Source organism: Sphingopyxis chilensis, from assembly GCF_035930445.1.
Classification (GTDB): domain Bacteria; phylum Pseudomonadota; class Alphaproteobacteria; order Sphingomonadales; family Sphingomonadaceae; genus Sphingopyxis; species Sphingopyxis chilensis.
The window spans coordinates 67,774-88,109 of the sequence record NZ_CP142394.1 but is presented as its reverse complement, the minus strand read 5'-3'; the positions used below and the strand labels follow the sequence as shown (position 1 = coordinate 88,109).

General features: G+C 66.1%; 20 protein-coding genes and 1 tRNA gene. 7 read left to right on the top strand and 14 right to left on the bottom strand.

What is annotated here, in order from left to right; all coding sequences use genetic code 11:
• Window positions 1-2 precede the first annotated feature (2 nt).
• Genes VSX79_RS00445 through VSX79_RS00435 form a run of 3 tightly spaced genes read right to left on the bottom strand, consistent with a single transcriptional unit; the run spans window position 3 to window position 3,231 of the window.
• Complete coding sequence (locus tag VSX79_RS00445; RefSeq protein ID WP_179498309.1) at window positions 3-662, bottom strand: TadE/TadG family type IV pilus assembly protein; 660 nt, start codon at window positions 660-662, stop codon at window positions 3-5.
• On the bottom strand, window positions 659-1,228 hold the full coding sequence (locus tag VSX79_RS00440; RefSeq protein ID WP_326914104.1) for a TadE/TadG family type IV pilus assembly protein: 570 nt from the start codon (window positions 1,226-1,228) through the stop codon (window positions 659-661). The genes VSX79_RS00445 and VSX79_RS00440 overlap by 4 nt, the downstream gene beginning before the upstream one ends.
• Window positions 1,225-3,231 (bottom strand): TadE/TadG family type IV pilus assembly protein, encoded by a 2,007-nt coding sequence (locus VSX79_RS00435; protein WP_179498306.1) that lies wholly within the window; start codon window positions 3,229-3,231, stop codon window positions 1,225-1,227. Before VSX79_RS00435 ends, VSX79_RS00440 begins: the two co-directional genes overlap by 4 nt.
• Window positions 3,232-3,434: 203 nt before the next feature.
• Between VSX79_RS00435 and VSX79_RS00430 the strand changes: the two genes are divergently transcribed.
• The gene (locus VSX79_RS00430; RefSeq protein ID WP_326914103.1) at window positions 3,435-4,193 is read left to right on the top strand and encodes a 16S rRNA (uracil(1498)-N(3))-methyltransferase; all 759 of its coding nucleotides are present in this window, start codon (window positions 3,435-3,437) and stop codon (window positions 4,191-4,193) included.
• 36 nt (window positions 4,194-4,229) lie between these two features.
• Here VSX79_RS00430 and VSX79_RS00425 read toward each other — a convergent pair whose 3' ends face one another.
• From VSX79_RS00425 to VSX79_RS00375, 11 genes are all read right to left on the bottom strand, one after another.
• Window positions 4,230-4,901: a glutathione S-transferase family protein gene (locus VSX79_RS00425; RefSeq protein WP_326914102.1), complete on the bottom strand. Its 672-nt coding sequence runs from the start codon at window positions 4,899-4,901 to the stop codon at window positions 4,230-4,232.
• Window positions 4,902-5,023: 122 nt separating this feature from the next.
• Window positions 5,024-5,683, bottom strand: a complete 660-nt coding sequence (yihA, locus tag VSX79_RS00420; RefSeq protein WP_326914101.1) for a ribosome biogenesis GTP-binding protein YihA/YsxC — start codon at window positions 5,681-5,683, stop codon at window positions 5,024-5,026.
• Window positions 5,680-7,425 carry a membrane protein insertase YidC gene (yidC, locus tag VSX79_RS00415; RefSeq protein WP_326914100.1) on the bottom strand — a complete coding sequence of 582 codons (1,746 nt, stop codon included), beginning with the start codon at window positions 7,423-7,425 and terminating at the stop codon, window positions 5,680-5,682. Before yidC ends, yihA begins: the two co-directional genes overlap by 4 nt.
• Before the next feature lie 56 nt (window positions 7,426-7,481).
• Entirely contained in the window at window positions 7,482-7,694 is a 213-nt protein-coding gene (gene yidD / locus VSX79_RS00410) for a membrane protein insertion efficiency factor YidD (RefSeq protein ID WP_179498297.1), read from the bottom strand.
• Between the two features lie 142 nt (window positions 7,695-7,836).
• On the bottom strand, window positions 7,837-8,124 hold the full coding sequence (gene rnpA / locus VSX79_RS00405) for a ribonuclease P protein component (protein WP_326914099.1): 288 nt from the start codon (window positions 8,122-8,124) through the stop codon (window positions 7,837-7,839).
• Between the two features lie 89 nt (window positions 8,125-8,213).
• Complete coding sequence (rpmH, locus tag VSX79_RS00400; RefSeq protein WP_037554958.1) at window positions 8,214-8,348, bottom strand: 50S ribosomal protein L34; 135 nt, start codon at window positions 8,346-8,348, stop codon at window positions 8,214-8,216.
• Between the two features lie 101 nt (window positions 8,349-8,449).
• Window positions 8,450-8,713, bottom strand: a complete 264-nt coding sequence (locus VSX79_RS00395) for a PGPGW domain-containing protein (protein WP_257018273.1) — start codon at window positions 8,711-8,713, stop codon at window positions 8,450-8,452.
• Between the two features lie 144 nt (window positions 8,714-8,857).
• Window positions 8,858-9,457: a hypothetical protein gene (locus VSX79_RS00390; protein ID WP_326913374.1), complete on the bottom strand. Its 600-nt coding sequence runs from the start codon at window positions 9,455-9,457 to the stop codon at window positions 8,858-8,860.
• A gap of 83 nt (window positions 9,458-9,540) precedes the next feature.
• Window positions 9,541-9,951: a DUF2497 domain-containing protein gene (locus tag VSX79_RS00385; protein ID WP_326914098.1), complete on the bottom strand. Its 411-nt coding sequence runs from the start codon at window positions 9,949-9,951 to the stop codon at window positions 9,541-9,543.
• Window positions 9,952-10,054: 103 nt separating this feature from the next.
• A complete protein-coding gene (locus VSX79_RS00380) occupies window positions 10,055-11,548 on the bottom strand; it encodes a TolC family outer membrane protein (protein ID WP_326914097.1) in 1,494 nt (497 codons plus the stop codon).
• A 40-nt stretch (window positions 11,549-11,588) separates the two neighbouring features.
• Window positions 11,589-12,251: a protein-L-isoaspartate O-methyltransferase family protein gene (locus VSX79_RS00375; RefSeq protein WP_179498291.1), complete on the bottom strand. Its 663-nt coding sequence runs from the start codon at window positions 12,249-12,251 to the stop codon at window positions 11,589-11,591.
• A 254-nt stretch (window positions 12,252-12,505) separates the two neighbouring features.
• Between VSX79_RS00375 and VSX79_RS00370 the strand changes: the two genes are divergently transcribed.
• The 6 genes from VSX79_RS00370 to VSX79_RS00345 all read left to right on the top strand — a co-directional run bounded on the left by VSX79_RS00370 (window position 12,506) and on the right by VSX79_RS00345 (window position 20,259).
• Window positions 12,506-12,579: transfer RNA gene (locus VSX79_RS00370), tRNA-Cys, on the top strand.
• Between the two features lie 153 nt (window positions 12,580-12,732).
• The gene (locus VSX79_RS00365) at window positions 12,733-13,113 is read left to right on the top strand and encodes an OsmC family protein (protein WP_179498290.1); all 381 of its coding nucleotides are present in this window, start codon (window positions 12,733-12,735) and stop codon (window positions 13,111-13,113) included.
• A gap of 50 nt (window positions 13,114-13,163) precedes the next feature.
• A complete protein-coding gene (locus VSX79_RS00360) occupies window positions 13,164-13,784 on the top strand; it encodes a TetR/AcrR family transcriptional regulator (RefSeq protein WP_179498288.1) in 621 nt (206 codons plus the stop codon).
• A gap of 457 nt (window positions 13,785-14,241) precedes the next feature.
• Window positions 14,242-15,513: an efflux RND transporter periplasmic adaptor subunit gene (locus VSX79_RS00355; RefSeq protein ID WP_326914096.1), complete on the top strand. Its 1,272-nt coding sequence runs from the start codon at window positions 14,242-14,244 to the stop codon at window positions 15,511-15,513.
• A 136-nt stretch (window positions 15,514-15,649) separates the two neighbouring features.
• Window positions 15,650-18,838: an efflux RND transporter permease subunit gene (locus tag VSX79_RS00350; RefSeq protein WP_326914095.1), complete on the top strand. Its 3,189-nt coding sequence runs from the start codon at window positions 15,650-15,652 to the stop codon at window positions 18,836-18,838.
• Window positions 18,839-18,852: 14 nt separating this feature from the next.
• Window positions 18,853-20,259 (top strand): TolC family protein, encoded by a 1,407-nt coding sequence (locus VSX79_RS00345; RefSeq protein WP_326915284.1) that lies wholly within the window; start codon window positions 18,853-18,855, stop codon window positions 20,257-20,259.
• The last annotated feature ends 77 nt before the right edge of the window (window positions 20,260-20,336 follow it).

The window sequence follows — 20,336 nt, the reverse complement described above, 5'->3', positions numbered from 1 at the left end:
CGTCAGTCGCAATCGGCCCTGTCGCCGGGCGACTTCACGCCCGACAGGTCGCGCGCCTCGCGGATATTATAGGCCGCGGTCGAACGGATGGTCTGCGGGCCGAGCCATTTGCCGAACAGCAGCGGCTCATATTCATAGGTGACCTCGACGAACATGATCGCCGTGCCCGCCGCCGCGGTCACCTCGCGGCCCACCGGGCCCATGCCTGGGAAATCGGTGCCGGTCGCGCCGGTGCCTTCGACGCCATAGGCCGAGGCGACCTCCATATTGCCGAAACAGCGCTGCCATTTGATCGTCTGGCCGCCATCATTGTTGCGCTGGAGGCTCGACAGGATGATGCGGCCGTTATTCTCGAAATTCAGGCCCGCCGCCTGCCGCTCGGCGCCCGCGAACACTTCGTTGATATCGACCTCGCGCACCTGCGGCTGCGTTAGGTTGCTGCCCGCCGCGATACGCGCCGCATTGTCGGCGGTGTTGAGTCCGAGCTGGCTGACGCGCGTGTGCGCCAGCGTCAGATTGGCGATTTCCAGCCCGCCGAAACCGACGAGCACGAGGAAGGGAATGGCAAAGGCCATTTCGAGCATCACCGCGCCGCGGACATTGCGCGCGAAACGGCGCGCGACGATCCGCGCCCGGCGACGAAGGGGGCGGGGCAGGGTCATCCGCACGTCTCCGCGAGCACTTCGCCGTCGGCGGCGAAGGGCTGGTTGCGCAGCAGCGTCGTCGAGGTCAGCGTCTTGGACTGCGGCTGGCCCAGCATCCTCCACACCGGCAGCACGCGGTCGAAACGCATCGACACCGTATATTGGACGACGTCGTCGGCGCCGCCATTGCCCTGCTTGCCGCCATCCTCCCAGCAATCGTCGGGCGAGGGATCCTGGACGCCGTTGCCGTTGGTATCGACCCAGCGCAGCGGCTTGATGTCGCTGTAATCGTCGAACGTGCGGCGGTTGAAACTCACGGTCGCGTTCTTGAAGACCTTCTTCACCTCGGCCTCGACCCGATCGTCGAGGGCCTCCTGATCGGCGGCAAAGCCTTCCAGCGTCGCATCGCGGCCCGCCTTGGCGACCACGCCTTGCAGCACTTGCTGCCCATACATCTGCCAGCAGTAATCGAAGATGCCGAGCAGGATCAGCAGGAACACCGGCGCGGTCAGCGCGAATTCGACGAACGCGGTGCCGCGCTCGCTCCGCCGCAGCCGGCGCAGCAGGGTGCGGACGCCGGTCATTGCGACAGCCTCAGCTTGGAAATCTGTCGTGCGATCGCCTGGAACTGTTCGTTGAGTTCGGCGGCATTGTCGGCCTCGAACGCCGCGCCGGAGGAAGCGCAGCTGTTCAGGCTGGCATCGCTGCCTATCCCGAAGGATACGACCCAGATGGTGATCCCCCGCTGGCGCGCCGCTCGGCACAATTGCTGAAAGCGGTTGTTGTGATGATCTCGAAGCTCGCCGTCGGTCGTTCCGCCGACGCGGTGCATCAGATACTCATAGCCCTGAAAAGTCAGGTTCCCCATGTTCGGCGCCATCGCGCCATCGGTCATGAAGACGATGTGGCGGCTGATCGGCCGCTCGTTCGGCGCCGTCGCATTTTCGTCAGCGAACAGGCCTGTTGGCGAGAGCAGCCGCGCGCCCCAAATCATCCCGGCATCGTGATAGGTGCCGCCCAGCGGCTGAAGCGACTGGACATAGGTATTGAAGGTGCTGCGATTATCAGCGGTCATCGTCGTCAGCTTCATGGCGGGGGCCGGACAGACACCCCAGCCATCGCCCCAATATTTCGAATAACGCTGCCACCGGCCTTTGGAACTGGTATCCAGCGTGATGTTCCGGCTGCCATTGCTGTTGAACTCGTTGACCGTGATCGGGTCGCTCGAGGCCGGCTGATTGGCCGGATGGCTCGCTCGCGCAAATGCGATTTCGGGGATCAAAAGTCGCCACTGGGTATCGACATCGGCGTCGGGTACCAGGTCGATATCCATGTCGAGCGCGTCCGATGGCGCGGTCTCATCGGAATCGAATTCAGCCGTGGCGCGTTCGATGAGGCAGCCGCCCCAAGTATAGCTGACGCTGGTTCCCGAATCGCCCGTATCGGTGACGATAGCCGCGCCGGTCTTGGCCAGACTGACGTCGAAATCGCGATCCTCATAGGTATATCGATTGTCGAAAACGTCGGTTTTCGTCTCGGTCACCGTCGTCTCGTAGGTGCGCGTAAAATAGCCCTTGCGATATTGCTTGCGGCAGGTGCTGTTGCTGCTCCGCCACGAGTATCGATAGGTACGGAACGTATATGTCTGTTCTTTATCATAGGTCGTGACGCGCGTGTCACCGTCGACATATTGGCCCGTCTGGTTGTAATCCGGCGATCCGCTCGGCGACGGCGTGGTATTTGCCGGCGGGGTCCGCGATTCACATGCCGAACTGCTGCTTGCCGATACCGTGCCGTCGTTGGTCCAGCTTGAATCGTAGGTCGTAGCGCTGTCGGTATATTCGTCGCTCGTCTCGGTCCCCGTTTCGGTATAGACTTCGCGGAATATCGGCGTCCGCGACGGCAGGGTCACGTTATTGGCAAGCCACGCCGGATTTTCGGCGGAAAGGATCGCGCCGACATTCGCGGTCGAGCTGTACGGCACGACGCCAAAGCGCAGCCGTCCGTCGCCGATATCGGCGGTCGTCAGCGTGTCGAAAAAATCCATCGTCGCGTCTTTGAGCGCGGTGATGCGATCGACCGAATCGCCCGAATTGGTCTGCGCCATCGATCCCGTGACGTCGAGCACCATCATCACATCGACGTTCGAGATTTCGAGCTTCGCGGTGCAATTCGCCGACAGGCGGAACTGGTCCTTGCCGAACATGAACATGAGTTCGGTGGGCAAAACCGCCGAGGCCTGTCCGGCGACGTCCGAGGCGTTCAGGGCCTGCGAGGAGAAGAGAATGCCCGACGCGCCATATTTGGCTTCGGGAAAGTTGAAGTTGAACATCTTGTTCGCTTCGGACTGCGCCGCTTCGGAATAGCTGGCGCCGCCCATCGCGCGCCGCCCGGCGAGCACGCCCGCGTCGCATGCCTGCTGCAGGCGCAGCTGCGTCATATAGGCGCGGCCGATGTCGACCGCCGACCCGACGATGCCGATCACCGGCACGATCGCCGCGGCGGTCAGCATGAAGGCGTTGCCGCGCTGGTCGCTAATGAGCGATTTGGTGCCGGCGCGCAGCCGGCCGATCCAGGTCCCTCGCATGGTCTAACCCCTCTTCGGCCCGCAGCACTCCCCAACCGATGTGCCGCTGGTAATCTCGCACCTAGGGGAGGACTGCTTACCAAAACGCTAATCGGCGCGGCGCCGAGGGGCGCGGATCGGCGCTTTTGACCCGGATCGGGACAGGGAGGGGCGTTTGGCGGCAAAAGATGCACAACAGGCCGCCTTCTGTTATCGCGCGCTCCATGCCCGCGACTCCCGCCTGGCCGCCCGCCAGCACGCCCCGCCTGTTCATCGACCTGCCGCTCGGCCCCGACGCCGCGCCCGTGATCGACGGGCCGGCGGCGCATTATCTGCTCGGCGTCATGCGGCTGAAGGCGCGCGATCCGGTCCTGCTGTTCGACAACCGGACGGGCGAATGGCTGGCCACCGTGGCCGACGCCGCGAAGCGTTCGGCCACGCTGCGTATCGAGCGGCAGACGCGCGCGATCGAACGCGTGCCCGACCTCTGGCTCTGCTTCGCTCCGGTGAAGAAGGCGCGGCTCGACTGGATCATCGAAAAGGCGACCGAGCTGGGGGTGGCGCGGCTGCAGCCGGTGATCACCGAACGCACGATCGTCGAGCGCGTCAAGAGCGAGCGGATCGAAGCGCAGATCATCGAGGCGTGCGAGCAATGCGGCCGCACCGCGCTCCCCGAACTGGCGCCGCCGGTCAAGCTGCCGCAGCTGCTGCGTGACTGGCCCGCGGAGCGCGCGCTGCTCTTCGCCGACGAAGCCGGGGGGCGCCCGCTCGCCGATGTCGCGGCGCCGGCCCCCGCCGCGATCCTCACCGGCCCCGAAGGCGGCTTCACCGGCCGCGAGCGCGACCTGCTGCTCGCCCACGCCGCGGTGCGCCGTATCGCGCTCGGCCCGCGCATCCTGCGCGCCGAAACCGCCGCGATCGCCGCCGTCAGCCTGTGGATGGCCCAGCACGGCGATTGGGCGAGGCCAATCGACGCAGGATGATGCCGCGGCTGCTGGGGGAGGAGCCCCAGACCGCTGCTACCCCTCGACCGGCCCCTCGAACTGCTCGATGACCCAGTCCTCGGCCTGCGCGCCGCCGATCCATTCCTGCATGCACGGATGGCTGATGACGGCCTGCGCATAGGCGGCGGCAAAGCGCGGCAGCGGGATCGAGTAAGTGACGAAGCGCGTGACGACCGGCGCGAACATGATGTCGGCCGCCGACCAGTCGCCAAAGAGGAAATCGCCTTCGCCGCCGAACCGCGCGCGCGCCTCGGCCCAGATCTGGAAGATACGCACGACATCGGCCTGGACTTCGGGCAGCAGCTCGGCGGCCGGATAGATGCGGCGGATGTTCATGCTGTGGTTGCGGCGCAGCGCGGCGAACGAGCTGTGCATTTCGGCCGCCATCGACCGCGCCATTGCGCGCGCGGCCATGTCGTCGGGCCAGAAATGCTTGGTGCCGCCGGTCTTTTCGTTGAGATAGTCGATGATCGCGAGGCTGTCCCACACGACGATATCGTCGCCGTCCCACAAGATCGGCACCTTGCCGCCCGACGGCGCGAACTCGTCGCCCTCGCGGCGGTTCGACCAGTCCTCGTCGTAAAGCGGGACGGTGACCTCCTCGAAGGGCAGCCCGCTATGCTTGACCGCCAGCCAGCCGCGCAGGCTCCAGCTCGAATAGGCCTTGTTGCCGATGAAGAGTTTCATGGAGTCTCCATATTCCCCTCCCGCTTGCGGGAGGGGCTAGGGGAGGGCCTGTTCCGGCCCGAGGTCCCCATGACATGCCCTCCCCCGACCCCTCCCGCAAGCGGGAGGGGAGAAAGTGAGCCTCAAACCTCCACCGCCTCCAGCACCGCGGTGCGCAGCTCGGCAATCCCCATGCCCTTTTCGCTGCTCGTCGCGATCACCTGCGGATGCGCGGCGGGATGCTTGCGCGCCTCGGCCTCGGTCGCGGCCTGCACGGCTTCGAGTTCGGTCGCCTTGATCTTGTCGGCCTTGGTGAGCACGAGGCGATAGCTGACCGCCGCCGTGTCGAGCATCTCGAGCACGTCGCGGTCGACATCCTTGATCCCGTGGCGGCTGTCGATCAGCACCAATGTGCGTTTCAGCACCGCGCGCCCGCGCAGATAATCGTTGATCAGGAAGCGCCATTTCTTGACGACATCCTTCGGCGCCTTGGCAAAGCCATAGCCCGGCATGTCGACGAGCCGGAACGCCAGCGGTTCGCCGACGTCGAAATAGTTGAGCTCCTGCGTCCGCCCCGGCGTCACCGACGTGCGCGCGAGCCCGTTGCGGTTCGTCAGCGCGTTGAGCAGCGACGACTTGCCGACGTTCGAGCGCCCCGCGAACGCGATCTCGGGCACGCTCGGCGCCGGCAGGTGCTGAAGCGCGGGCGCCGATTTCAGGAAGGCGATCGGCCCCGAAAACAGCTTGCGCGCGCGCTCGGCCCGTTCGGGGTCGGCGCCGGGATCAAGATCGACTTCGCTCACTTGGCCGGTGCCGCCTTCAGCTGCGGGAACTTGCGGTACATCCACTGCTGCTGCGCGATCGACAGGATATTGTTGGTGATCCAGTAGAGCAGCAGGCCCGCCGCGAACGGCGCCATGATGAACATGAACAGCCACGGCATGATCTTGAACACCTGCTGCTGCACGGGGTCGGTCGCCTGCGGGTTCAAACGGAACTGCAGGAACATCGTGATACCCAGGATTACCGCGAGGATGCCGATCGACAGGATCGACGGCGGGGTAAAGGGCAACAGGCCGAACAGGTTCAGGATATGCAGCGGATCGGGCGCCGACAGATCCTTGATCCACAGGATGAACGGCTGGTGCCGCATTTCGATCGTCAGCATCAGCACCTTGTACAAGGCATAGAAGATCGGAATCTGGATCACGATCGGCAGGCAGCCCGCCAGCGGATTGATCTTCTCGTCCTTATAGAGCTTCATCAGCTCCTGCTGCATCTTGGGCTTGTCGTCCTTATAGCGGTCCTGCAGCGCCTTCATCTTGGGCTGGACGAGGCGCATCTGCGCCATCGATCCGAACTGGCGCTGCGCGATCGGGAACATCAGCAGGCGGATGATCAGCGTCAGCGCCATGATCGCGACGCCGAAATTTCCGACCATGCGGAACAGCCAGTCGAGCAGCTTGAAGATCGGGACCTCGAAAAATTCGAACCAGCCCCAGTCGATCGCGTTCGACAGGCGCGTGATGCCCTGATCGTCCTGATAGCGCGACAGCGTGCTGACTTCCTTGGCGCCGGCGAAGACGCGGCTGGTGGTCGTCACCTGCCGACCCGGCGCGACTTCGACGAGGTCGCGGGCAAAGGCGGCGCGATAGGCTCCGCCCGGCAGCGAATTGAACGCGGCGGAGACTTTTTCGCCCTTCGCGGGGATCACCGCGGCGAGCCAATATTTGTCGGTAAAGCCAAGCCATCCGGCCGAGGTGTAGGACAGCGTGTCGCCGGTCGCCTCTTCCAGCTCGTCATAATTGGTGAAGTTCGACTTGCCGTCGAGATAGCCGGTCGGGCCGACGTGGATCGTCCAGCTGTCCTGCTCGTGCGGGTCGGTCGGCTTGCCGGTGCGGTCGATATAGGTGCCGCTGCGCACCGCGACGGGGGCGGCGCCGGTGTTGGCGATCGTCTGCTTCGCGGTGATCAGATAATCGTCGTCGATGCTGTATTCGATGCGGAAATTCTGGCCCGCGCCGTTGGTCCAGTTCAGCGTTACCGGCGTCGTCGGGGTCAATTTGGTGCCCGTCGCGGTCCAGACCGTGGTCGGACCCGGAACGACGATGCCCTGCGCCGACCAGCCGATGCTCGCGAAATAGGCCGCCTTGGTGCCGCCGGGCGCGAACAGGCGCACGGGGGGCGAATCCTTCTTGATCGACTGGCGATATTTGCTGAGCGTGATGTCGTCGATGCGCGCGCCGACGAGGTTGATCGACCCCTTGATCGCGGGGGTGTCGATCGGGATGCGGTTGCCCTCGGCCAGCACGGCCTCGATCGGGCGGATCGCCTGCGCCGTGGTGGGCGCGGGCACGCCGGGGGCGGGCAAGGCCGCCGGCTGGCCCGGCGTCGCGGCCGGCGCGGCGCCGTTGGTGCCGGCGACGGTCGTCGTCACATCGGGCTTGTCGGGGGTCGGGAAGAATTTCTCGGAGACGAAATTCCAGCCCAGCAGGATGGCCACCGACAACAGGATTGCCGCGATCAGGTTACGCTTGTCGTCCACGCTCTTCGGTCTCTCTTCGTCTCAAAAAAATCGGGGATGATGCCGGCGCCGAAGGCCTATGGCACCGGGTCATAGCCGTGGCCCCCCCAAGGATGGCAGCGCAATAGCCGCTTTGTCGCCAGCCAGCCACCCTTGATCGCACCATGGCGGCGCAGCGCGATAATCGCATATTCGCTGCACGACGGCGCATAGCGGCAGGTGGGGGGAAGGATGCGCGACGGACCAAGCTGCCAACCGCGCGCGATCAGGATCAACAGGCGGGCGATCATGCAGGAAGCCCGGAAAACGGTGGAAGTTTATTCGCGATTGGCCCCACTTCGTCACCCCGGACTTGATCCGGGGTCCATGCGGCGCCGGTGGCAATGGACCCCGGATCAAGTCCGGGGTGACGATAGGAGGCAGTGGGCGTAATCACGACGCCTTCGCCGCGAGCTTCTTCGCCGCGCGCTTCAGCGCCGAATCGAGATGCTCGCCCAGCTCGGCAAATTCCATGTCGTTGGCGCCGGGGCGGCCGATCAGCACATGGTCGGCGCCGGCGATTCCGGCCTGCGGCAGCGCCGCGCGCGCGAGTTCGCGAAAGCGGCGTTTCATCCGGTTGCGCGTGACCGCGTTGCCGACTTTCTTGCTGACCGTATAGCCGATGCCCAGCGCATCCTCATCGTCGCCGCGCGGACGGACGAGCAGGACGAAGCCGGGCATGGGAAAGCGAAGGCCGCGATTCGCGGCCAGAAATTCGCTACGTTTTGAAAGCGTTCGCACCAGACGCGCTGGCGGCGAAGCGTGGGCGATCAGGCCGACAGCTTCGCGCGGCCACGGGCGCGGCGGGCGGCCAGGACCTTGCGGCCACCGACGGTGGCCTTGCGGGCGCGGAAGCCGTGACGGCGCTTGCGCACGAGGCGGCTCGGTTGATAAGTGCGCTTCATCGCGGTTTTCCCTAGATCTCGTCAAATGCTGCAACAGAAAAGGGCCGCCAAGCGTGGGCGGCCACTGTTGGAGGCGCGGATAAGCAAGAGTCGGTCGAAAGTCAATCGCCATCTGGCGTGTCCAGCGCCGCGCGCGCGCGGCGCCGCGCGGCGCTGACGCGGCGCATGATCCGGTCGGCCCAGGCACCATATCTGGGGTGCCGCCATTTGAAACGGACATAGACGCGCTTCGCCCACGCGCTGTTCTGCAGGCAGAGCATCAGCCCCAGCGGAAAGACGATCAGAAATCCGGGGCCAGGCAACGGCCCGATCGCGATGCCCGTGATCATCAGCAATATGCCGAGCGCGAACAGCGCGGTACGCATCTGCGCATTCGACCGCATTCGCTGATAAAGGCTCCGCTTCGCCATAGGGGGCGATGTGGGGGAGCGGGCGGCGTGTTACAAGGCTAAAGCAGCTTGGCGGGCGAGGGCGGCGATCGCGAGCGGTGGCTTTGGGGTGGTTAGCTGTCATTCGATCGCGCGCTTTTTGATGAAAGTCTCCGCGACTTTTGATCGCGGAAAAAATTTCAAAACATCGTGGAGTATTCGTCTCGCGGCCTTCGCGGCGGGAGTGTCGCAACTGATAGGCCGCGGCAGGCCAAACACCCCATACATCTCGTCTGAAGCTGAAAAACCGACCGCAATTTCAGGTGGGTCATGAACCCATCGTCGCACGCAGCCTGATGGACGAACGTCGGTTTCGATACCCTTCAGCTCCTCAGGGCGAATGCGCCACAACTGCTTTCGCGCTTTTATCGCTACATCGGGAGGTAGAACGAAAACCTCTCTTCCGATCACTTTATCGTCGGGTCGAAATGTGTGCGTGACGACGAGTGAGTTGTTCGATGCCAATTCATACGAAAGAAAATCCTCGCCAAATCCTTCGCCACCAAACCCCCGATTTATCTCTATTTTCTCTCGCGACAGCATCTCTTCTGAAGGAAGCGCAGTGCCATCCACCAGGCGATCCTCTGCCTTCACTGCCTGATTGGTGCAGGAAGCTGCCAACAGCCCCAAGGCAACCGCCGATCCCGTTGAGCGCGAAAAAATTGTGAAGGCACATCGCATCAGCACATCCTGCCGATTGTCAGCGACGTCCGCAATTGGTCGTTAGCTGTCGATCCGGTCATCCTGCCCGAAAAGACGGACGCCTAGAATTTTTTGCCGGTGATCCGGCTGATTTCCTTCGCCACCATCGCCTCGACGAGCGGCGGCAGGTTGGTGTCGAGCCAGTCCTTGAGCATCGGACGCAATGCTTCGAGCACGACATCTTCCATCGTGCGGCCGGCAGCCGCGGGCGCGGTAGCGACGGGGGCCACCGCAGCGGCCGGCGTGATGGCGGCGGTCAAGGCTTCGAGCGACTGGCGCGCGGCATCGGCGCTCGCTTCGGAGACCAGTTCCTCCGCCTCGGGGGCTTCCTCGGCGGCCGCACCGGCAGCGCGATCTTCCTGATCCTGAAGGTCGAGGATATCGTCGGCTTCGGCGACGCGCACCTCGCGCGCCGCGCCCGGCGCCTCGTCGCGGGCGATCACGCGCCGAATCGACGACAAGATATCTTCCATCGACGGTTCCCGCGACATATCGCCCATCACCAAGCCCCCTCAGCCCACGAAAACAGGGCAGTTAACCATCTTCTTACCGGTTCGGGGCGGCTTTTGCCAAGCCTTATTGTGGCGCGAGCGACGGCGGGCCTTCGGGAACCCCCGCATTCGCCGCGGCAACGGCGCGCGTGTCGGTCGCGACCTGCTGCGGCACGGGATCGTCGGCCCAGTCCCAAAGCTCGCCCTTCACGCGCTTGTAATTGACCTCGGGGTCATAGAGCGCGCCGCCATCGAGCCCCAGGTCGCGCGCCTCGGCCTTGCCCATCGCGGCGAGCACCGAGAAGGCCGCGACATAGGAATTGCGCTGCGCCGAGACGAGCTGGACCTGCGTGTTCAGATATTCCTGTTCGGCGTTCAAAATGTCGAGGATCGACCGCGTGCCGACGCTGTTTTCGGCGCGCACGCCCTCGAGCGACAGCGCGTTTGCGCTCACCGCCTGCTGCGTCGCGGCGATGATGCGTTCGTTCGCCTGCCACGCGGCATAGGCACCGCGCGTCTGGGCGATCACGCCGCGTTCGACCTCGACATATTGTTCGATCGCCTGGCTGCTGCGCGATTGCGCCTGACGCACCTGCGCCGAGCGGCGGCCGCCGGTGAAGATCGGCAGCGTGACCTGAACCCCCGCCGCCGCGCTCGACGTTTCCTGCGTGACGCTGACGCCGGGAACGCCGCTGTCGAGCGAGCCGAGATAATTATTGTAGCCGCCATTGAGGATCGCCGACACCTTGGGCGCGCGCGACGATTTGGCGGTGCCGATGTCGGCTTTCGATGCGTTGACCAGTTCGTTCGCCGATTCGATGTCGGGGTTGCTGTTGAGCGCGATCGCGACCGCGTCCTCGGCGGTGGTCGGCAGGTTCGGGAGCTGCGGCGGCGCCTCCAGATCGACCGGTGCCTCGCCGACGAGGCGGATATAGCCCTCGCGGCTGGCGATCAGATTGGCCTCGGCGGTCCGCAGGTCGCCCTCGGCAAGCGCGAGCCGTGCTTCGGATTGCGCGACGTCGGTGCGGGTCAGGTCGCCGATCTCGAACCGGTCGCTCGTCGCCTGCAAATTGGTGCGCAGGACCGAGACATTCTTCTGGTTGAGCTGGACGATCGCCTGGTCGCGGATGACGTCCATATAGGCACCGACGACTTGCGAGAAGATGCTCGCCTCGGTCGCGCGAAGGTCGGCCTGCCCCGCCTCGACGCGAAATTTCGCGGCGCGCACCGCGTTGCGCACCGCCCCGCCCTGATAAAGCGGCACGGTCAGCTGGCCGCCGGCGCTCAGCGAGCGCGCGGGCGCGTTGAAGCTGTTGCCGGGAACGATGATATTTTCGTCGTAGCTCGCCTGCGTCCCGATATCGGGAAGGCCATAGCTCTTCTGGATCGGGACATTTTCGTCGTTCGCGCGCTGGCCCGCGCGCGCGGCGGTCAGCGTCGGGTTGTTTTCATACGCCTTGGCGAGCGCCCCCTGCAATGTTTCGGCCTGCGCCGTCATCGGCAGCATCAGCGCGCCCGCGGCAAGGCCGGCGAGCCAGCGGGCACGACGAAGGCACTGTTTCTTGTCGGTATCGGTCATCGTGGTGTCAGCCTGGAACAAGGAGGGGTGGGCCCGATCGTCAGAATCGGAAGCCCGCGGGCGCGGCGAAGCCGGGTAAGGGTGCGACGTCCATGTCGGCGAAGCTGCGCAGCGCGACGGTGCCGCCGACCTTGACGCCTTCGACCAGCCGCGCGACCGCACCTTCGCGGCGCGCGGCGACGAGGCGGCCGCCCTCGGCGAGCTGCGCGACGAGCGCGGCGGGAAGCGTTTCGATCGCGCCTTCGACGATGATGCGGTCGAACGGCGCGGCGTCGGGCGCGCCGGCCGCGAGCGGGCCCTGGACCCAATGGATATGGGCGTCGGCGACCGCAGCCTGCGCCGCCGCCATCAGCTGCGCGTCTTCCTCGACCGCATGAACCTCGGCGCCGAGCCGGGCGAGCAGCGCCGCGGTATAGCCGGTCGCGCTGCCGATGAGCAGGATGCGCATGCCGGGGCGCACGGCCGCGGCGACCAGCATGCGGCCGGCAACGAGCGGGGCGTTGAGCGCGCGGCCATTCGCCAGCGCGATCGCACGGTCCATATAGGCGACGCCGGCGAGCGCGGCGGGCACATGCGCCTCGCGGGGCACCGCGCCCATCGCGCCGATCACCGCGGGATCAATGACGTCGTTCGTCCTGAGCTGGCTGTCGACCATGGCGGAGCGCATCTCCGCCGCCGTGATTTCGCTAAACTTCGTCGCCATCAGTCTTTTCCGATTCCCTGGAATTTGAGCCTGTGCGGGGCCGCTTTAGCCGAAGCCATGCTGTATTGCAATGATAATACAGCCAAGCCGCCGCATGCTGCCGCGCATAGCTGGCAACAGGGGTGCCGCCAACCCCGCATCGCCCGCGCGGCGCGGCGCTTCCGGCGAATCCTTGACAAGCCAGCGAAAGCCCCTCACTAGCGGCGCCGTCCAACACCCGGCCCATCCCCCGAGGATGCGGCAGTTCGGCATGAGGCCCGATGGCGGAGTGGTGACGCAGCGGACTGCAAATCCGTATACGCCGGTTCGATTCCGGCTCGGGCCTCCAAAGTTCCCCACATTTCATGCATGCCCCCCGTCGGGGGTTTAGCGCGCTTTCTTGACGGTAACCTGACGGCGTTCGCCGCGCCGGGCCTTTGGCCTTGCCGTTTCAGCGCCGCGCGGAATAGAAAAGCGGCTCCACGAACAATGAGGACCCCGCATGGCCCACGGAACCGCGCGCATCGGCAGGGATCGCTATCGCACCGAGATCAACGTCAGCGGCCACGCGCTGGTCGGCGACGAAGGGCCGGGCCTGGGCGGCAAGAATCTGGGGCCCGCACCTTATGATTTCCTGCTGGCGGGACTTGGCGCCTGCACCGCGATCACGCTGCGCATGTACGCCGACCGCAAGGAGTGGCCGCTCGACTCAGTCGAGGTGGGGTTGCGGCTGGTCAACAAGGACGGGCTGCGCATCGACCGGGTGCTGACGATCGCCGGGCTCGACGAGGAGCAGAAGGCACGGCTCGCCGACATCGCCGAGCGCACACCGGTCACGCTGACGCTGAAAGGCGGCCTGCCGATCGACACGCGGATCGCCTGACCGGACCGCCACTGGACATTTTGCCCCACCCCACTTATATACCAGCCGTTATGGAAATCGAAGCCGCCACCGCTGCCACGCCGCACAAGGGCCGTCCGCGTGAATTCTGCGTCGACGCCGCGCTGGCGGCAGCGCTGCGCGTCTTCTGGTCGAAGGGCTATGAAGGCGCGTCGATGGCCGATCTGACCGAGGCGATGGGGATCACCAAGCCCAGTCTTTACGCGGCCTTCGGCAACAAGGAAGCGCTCTTCAACAAGGCGCTCGACCTGTATGAGCGCGAGAAGCTCGATTATATGCAGACGGCGCTGGCAGCGCCGACCGCGCGCGGCGTCGCCGAACGGCTGATGTACGGCGCGCTCGATATGTATTGCTGCCCTGAAAATCCCAACGGCTGCCTCGGAGTGATCACGTCGGTCGCTTGCGGGGCGGAGGCCGAGTGCATCCGCCAGGCCGTGCTGGAACGCGGCGCGGCGGCGAAACGCGCGATGCTTGACCGTTTCGCGCGCGCCAAGGAGGAAGGCGACTTTCCGCCCGACACCGACGCCGAGGGGCTCGCCGCCTTCCTGACCGCGGTGAACCAGGGCATGTCGGTGCAGGCCGGCGCAGGCGCGACGCGCGCCGAGCTTGAGCGGCTGGTGGAAACCAGCCTGAAGCTGTGGCCGGGGCGTTGATCTGAGCATTTACCCGCCGAAAAACCGGCGACCACTTTTTCGGTAAACGCTCTGAAAGAAAAATTTCTACTGCCCGGTACAGAATGCGCTTGACGCAGCGCAACATGACTTATATACCACTCAGTATACAAAGAGGCTCTCCCCCGAGACCGGCCGCCACATGACAAAGAGCGTGCGGCGGCCGGAACTGTCACCATCGAATCATTTCCCGGGAGAGGGTCTTGCTCCGGTCGGGCGCCCGGTGGCGTTCGCCCGCAAGATATAAACAGGGACCCCGCGCGCGCATGGGATGCGTGTGACGGGACGGAGCGGTCGTCTCTTCGCAGAGGCGCTCCGGCAACACGGACCAATTGCGACACCAGCCGGAGGCATGCGCTTCCGGCACCGGCCGCCTGCGCCCCCCTCCCCTCCCCCGGGGCGCGGGCGGCCGAAACGAACGAAAAGAAGAGGGCATTCCATGACCGTCCACACCCCGATCGAAAAGCTCGACCCCGCAGACGCGAAGGTCCGCCGCGAACTCAGGACCCTGCTCCATCCCGGACGCGGCCGCCGCGCCGCGTGGATCGGCGCGTTCCTCGTGCTGATCGTCGGCGCCTGGTGGCTGCTGCGCGACGGCCCGCCGCAGGCCGCCGCCGCGCCCGCGCCCGTGCTGACAGTCGCCGCGCCGATCGCGCGCGACGTCACGCTATGGGACGAATATATCGGCCGCTTCGAAGCGTCGAAGGCGGTCGAAGTGCGCCCGCGCGTTTCGGGCGCGATCACCGCGATCCACTTCACCGACGGGCAGATCGTCCGCAAAGGCCAGCCGCTCTTCACCATCGATCCGCGCCCCTATCGCGCCGCGCTCGCCGAAGCGCGCGCGTCAGCGGCGAGCGCGCGCAGCGACCTTGCGCTCGCCAGGCTCGAACTCGACCGCGCAAGCCGCCTCGTCGATATCGAGGCGGTGTCGCAGAGCGAGATCGACCGGCTGCGCGCGCGCGTCAATGCGGCCAACGCCGCACTCGCCGGTGCCGATGCCCGTATCGCGGCGCGCGCGCTCGACGTCGAATTCACCACGGTTCGCGCGCCGCTGAGCGGCCGGATTTCGGACCGTCAGATCGACGCGGGCAACCTTGTATCGGCGGGCGATGCCGGCGGCACCCTGCTCACCACGATCAATGCGCTCGACCCCATTTATTTCACCTTCCAGGGGTCCGAAGCGCTGTTCCTCAAGACCAAGCGCGAGGGTGGCGACAAGGGCGCCGACGTCGAAGTCCGGCTGCAGGACGAAAGCGATTATCGCTGGAAGGGCCAGCTCGACTTCACCGACAACGGGCTCGACCCGCGGTCGGGCACGATCCGCGCGCGCGGCCGCTTCGATAACCCCGAAATGTTCCTGACCCCCGGCATGTTCGGCAACATGCGCCTGTCGACCGGTCGGACGGCGCACGCCTTGCTCGTCCCCGCCGCCGCGGTGCAGACCGACCAGGCGCGCAAGATCGTCTATGTCGTCGGCCAGGACGGCATGGTTGCCGCGAAGCCGGTCGAGATCGGTCCCGATGTCGATGGCCTGCGCGTCATCCGGTCGGGCCTGACGCCGACCGATCGCGTCGTCATCAACGGCTACCAGTTCGCGCGTCCCGGCACCAAGGCGGTGACCAAGGCGGGCAAGATCGCCGCCGATGCGCCGGACAAGGCGCCGGCAGGTCCGAACGAACCGGTGTCGGCGCAGGCGACCTTCGCGAAATAGCTTATTCGTCATCCCGACGAAGGCCGGGATCTCCACGGTGCGTTCATCCTCAACATCGAGATCCCGGCCTTCGCCGGGATGACGTGAGGGATTGAGGTTCCGACTCCGTTTCGATTTTCCAGACAGGGGCTCTCCCATGCGCCTATCACGCTTCTTCATCGACCGGCCGATCTTCGCCGCCGTGCTCGCCGTCATCATCACCATCGTCGGCGCGGTCGCCTATATCGGGCTACCCGTGTCGCAATATCCCGACATCGTCCCGCCGACGGTGACCGTGTCGGCCAGCTATCCGGGCGCGTCGGCCGAAACCGTTGCCGATACGGTGGCGGCGCCGATCGAGCAGGAAATCAACGGCGTCGACAATATGCTCTATATGAGCAGCCAGTCGACCGGTGACGGCAATGTCACGATCACCGTCACCTTCAAGATCGGCACCGACCTCGACGCCGCGCAGGTGCTGGTGCAGAACCGTGTCGCGATCGCGACCCCTCGCCTCCCCGAAACGGTGCAGCGCCTGGGCGTCGTGACGCGCAAGACGTCGCCCGACTTCCTGATGGTGGTGAACCTCGTTTCGCCCGACAAGTCGCTCGATCGCGCCTATATCTCCAACTATGCGCTGACCCAGCTGCGCGACCGGCTCTCGCGTATCGACGGCGTCGGCGACGTGCGCCTGTTCGGCAGCCGCGACTATGCGATGCGCGTGTGGATCGACCCCGGCCGCGCCGCCGCGCTGGACCTGACGGCGGGCGAGATCGTCGCCGCGCTGCGCCGCGAGAATGTCCAGGTCGCCGCGGGGACGCTCGGCCAGCCCCCGTACGCCAACGGCAGCGATTTCCAGCTCAACGTCGAAACGCAGGGCCGCCTCTCCGATCCCAAGGATTTCGCCAACATCGTCATCCGCAGCGATGCCGACGGGCGGCAGGTCCGCGTGTCGGACGTCGCGCGCGTCGAACTGGGCGCGTCGGACTATAACAGCAACACCTATCTGTCGGGCGACCCGACGGTCATCATGGCGGTGTTCCAGCGCCCCGGTTCGAACGCGCTCGCCGCCGCCGAAGCGGTCGAGGCCGAAATGGCGGCCTCGTCGAAGAATTTCCCCAAGGGCCTCGAATATCGCGTCATCTATAACCCCACCGAATTCATCGCCCAGTCGATCGACGCGGTGATGGACACGTTGCTCGAAGCGGTCGTGCTCGTCGTGATCGTGATCCTCGTTTTCTTGCAGAAATGGCGCGCGGCGATCATCCCCGTGCTCGCGATCCCCGTGTCGCTGATCGGCACCTTCGCGGTGCTCGCGGCGGTCGGCTACAGCCTCAACAATCTGTCGCTGTTCGGGCTGGTGCTCGCGATCGGCATCGTCGTCGACGACGCGATCGTCGTCGTCGAGAATGTCGAACGCAATCTTGAAAAGGGCATGAGCGCCCTCGAAGCCGCGCGCACATCGATGGACGAGGTGTCCGCGGCGCTCGTCGCCATCGTGCTCGTGCTCTGCGCGGTGTTCGTGCCGACCCTGTTCCTGACCGGGCTGTCGGGCGCCTTTTACCAGCAGTTCGCGGTGACGATCTCGACCGCGACGATCATCTCGCTGATCCTCTCGCTCACCCTGTCGCCCGCGCTCGCGGCGATCCTGCTGCGCGGCCATTCGGCGCCCGCGAACGAAGGCAAGGGCATGCAGATGCTCCGCCGCGCGGGCGACGCGTTCAACCGCGCGTTCGAGCGGATGAGTGATGGTTATGCGCGGCTGACCGGCCGGCTCGTGCGCGCGCCGAAGAAGATGATGGTCAGCTATGCGGGGCTGATCGCCGCCACCGCGGGGCTGTTCTGGGCGACGCCGACGGGCTTCATACCAGCGCAGGACCAGGGGTATTTCCTTGTCGTCGCCAAGCTGCCCTCGGGCGCTTCGGTCGAGCGCACCGACGCGGTGCTGCAAAAGGTCGCGCGGCGCGTGCTGCCCGTCGACGGCGTGCTCGGATCGGTGATGCTCGCGGGCTTCGACGGCCCGTCGCAGACGCTCGCGCCCAATTCGGCCGCCGCTTACTTCCCGCTAAAATCCTTCGAGGAGCGCAAGAAGCTGGGCGTCAAGCTCGACGACATCATCAACGAGGCGCGCAAGCGCACCGCCGACATCACCGAGGCGCAGATCGTGATCATCCCGCCGCCGCTGATCCAGGGCATCGGGTCGGCGGGCGGCTACCGGATGGTCGTTCAGGATCGCGGCGGCCACGGCTATGCGGCGCTGGCGAGCGAGTCGAACAATCTGATCGGCAAGGCGAACCAGACCTTCGGCCTCGCCAATGTCTTCACCTTCTTCGATCCCACGAACCCGCGCGTTTTCGCGGACATCGACCGGGCGAAGGCGAATGCGCTCGGCGTGCCGCCCGAACGCGTGTTCGAAGCGTTGCAGGTCTATCTTGGCTCGGCGTTCGTCAACGACTTCAACCTGCTCGGTCGCACCTATCGCGTCACCGCGCAGGCCGACGCGCCCTTCCGCCAGAGCGTCGCCGACATCGCGAACCTGCGGACCCGGTCCGATTCGGGCGCGATGGTGCCGATCGGCTCGGTCGCGAATTTCGAGGACCGCACGGGGCCGTATCGCGTGACGCGATACAATCTTTTCCCCGCGGTCGAGATCGACGGCGACACGGCGCCGGGCGCATCTTCGGGCGCGGCGCTGACGACGATGGAAAAGCTGGCGAGCGAATCGCTGCCCGCGGGCTACGGCACCGAATGGACGGGCATCGCCTTCCAGCAAAAGGCGGCAGCGAACACCGCGGGAATCGTCTTCGCGCTCGCGGTGCTGTTCGTCTTCCTCGTCCTCGCGGCGCAGTATGAGAGCCTCGTGCTGCCACTGGCGATCATCCTGATCGTGCCGATGTGCCTGCTCGCGGCGATGATCGGCGTGAACCTGCGCGGTATGGACAATAATGTCCTGACGCAGATCGGGCTGGTCGTGCTCATCGCGCTCGCGGCGAAGAATGCGATCCTGATCGTCGAATTCGCCAAGCAGGCCGAGGAACAGGATGGGCTGTCGCCGATCGACGCCGCGGTGCGCGCCGCGCGCGACCGCCTGCGCCCGATCCTGATGACGAGCTTTGCCTTCATCCTCGGCGCGGTGCCTTTGCTCATCGCGACCGGCGCGGGAGCGGAGCTGCGCCAGGCGCTCGGTACCGCGGTGTTCTTCGGGATGCTCGGGGTGACGGCGTTCGGCCTCATCTTCACGCCGACCTTCTACGTCGTCTGCCGCGCGCTCGGCGACTGGTTCGCCGCGCGCCGCAAGCGCGGCGCGGGCGACCATGGCGCGGCGCTGCCCGTGCCGGCGGAATAAGGAGAAAGACCATGATGCTCCGCAATATCCTCACCGCCGCATCGGCGCTCGCGCTTGCCGCCTGCGCCGTCGGCCCCGACTACAAGGCGCCGCAATCGGCTTCGGCGCCTGCCGCTGCCGGCCCGTTTGTTTCGGCGAACGGTCCCGCGGTGTCGCTCGCCCCGGTCGCAGCCGACTGGTGGCGCCTCTATGACGATCCCGTCCTCGACGGCCTCGTCGCCGACGCGCTTGCCAACAACACCGACGTGCGAGTCGCGGTGGCGAATATCGCCAGGGCGCGCGCGGCGCTGCGCGGTGCGCGGTCGGATCGTTTGCCGCAAGGCGAGATCGGCGCCGGTGCCAATTACGGCCGCAATCCCGAAGGCCAGCGCCTCCCCGGCGCCGATCGCGAGGATTGGACCGTCGATGTCGGCGCCAATATTTCGTACGAGGTCGACCTGTTCGGCCGCGTCAGCCGCTCGATCGAGGCCGCGCGCGACGATACCGAAGCCGCCGAAGCCAATGCCGACGCGGTGCGCGTGATCGTCGCCGCCGACACGACGCAAGCCTATGCAGACGCCGCATCGGGCGCGGCGCGGCTCGACGTCGCGCGACGCATCGTCGGACTGCTCGACCAGCAGGTGAAGCTGACCGAGCGCCGCAAGGAGGTCGGCATGACGACCGGGCTCGACCTCGCGCGCATCACGACGCTGCGCGACCAGCGGGCAGCCGACATCCCCTCCATCGAAGCTGAACGGCAGGCGGCGCTTTTCCGCCTCGCGACTCTGACCGGTCGTGCTCCTGCCGCGCTGCCGGCCATCGCGGCCGACCGCAATATCAGCCTCGAAATCACCGATCCCATCCCGGTCGGTGATGGGGCGGCGCTATTGAAGCGCCGTCCCGACATTCGCGCCGCCGAGCGCCGCCTTGCCGCCGATACCGCGCGCATCGGCGTCGCGACCGCGGACCTTTATCCGCGAATCACCCTGGGCGGTTCGGCCGGTTCGACCGGCACGGGCTTTGGCGACGTGTTCGGCGGCGGGCCGCTGCGCTGGCTGCTCGGCCCCTTGCTCAACTGGGCGTTCCCGAACCAGGAGCCCGCGCGGGCGCGGATCGCGGCGGCCGAAGCCGATACGCAGGCATCGCTCGCCGAGTTCGACGGCACGGTGCTGCGCGCGCTCGAGGAAACCGAGACGGCGCTCTCCTCCTATGCCCGTTCGCTCGAACAGCGGCAGGCGCTGCGCGCGGCGCGCGACCAGGCCGAGCGCGCGGCGCGAATCGTGCGCGCGAAGCGGCAGGAAGGCGCGTCGGATTCGCTCGAATGGCTCGACGCCGAGCGCACCTTTGCCGAGACCGAAGCGGTGCTCGCGGCGCAGGACGGGCAGATCTCGCGGCGCCAGGTCGCGCTGTTCCGCGCGCTTGCGGGGGGCTGGTCGAGTTAAGGCCGCGCGGCCCGCGGGTCGCGCCCCACCATCGTTTACGCCGCTTTTACTAGTCCTGGTGCATAGCATTTACCAAT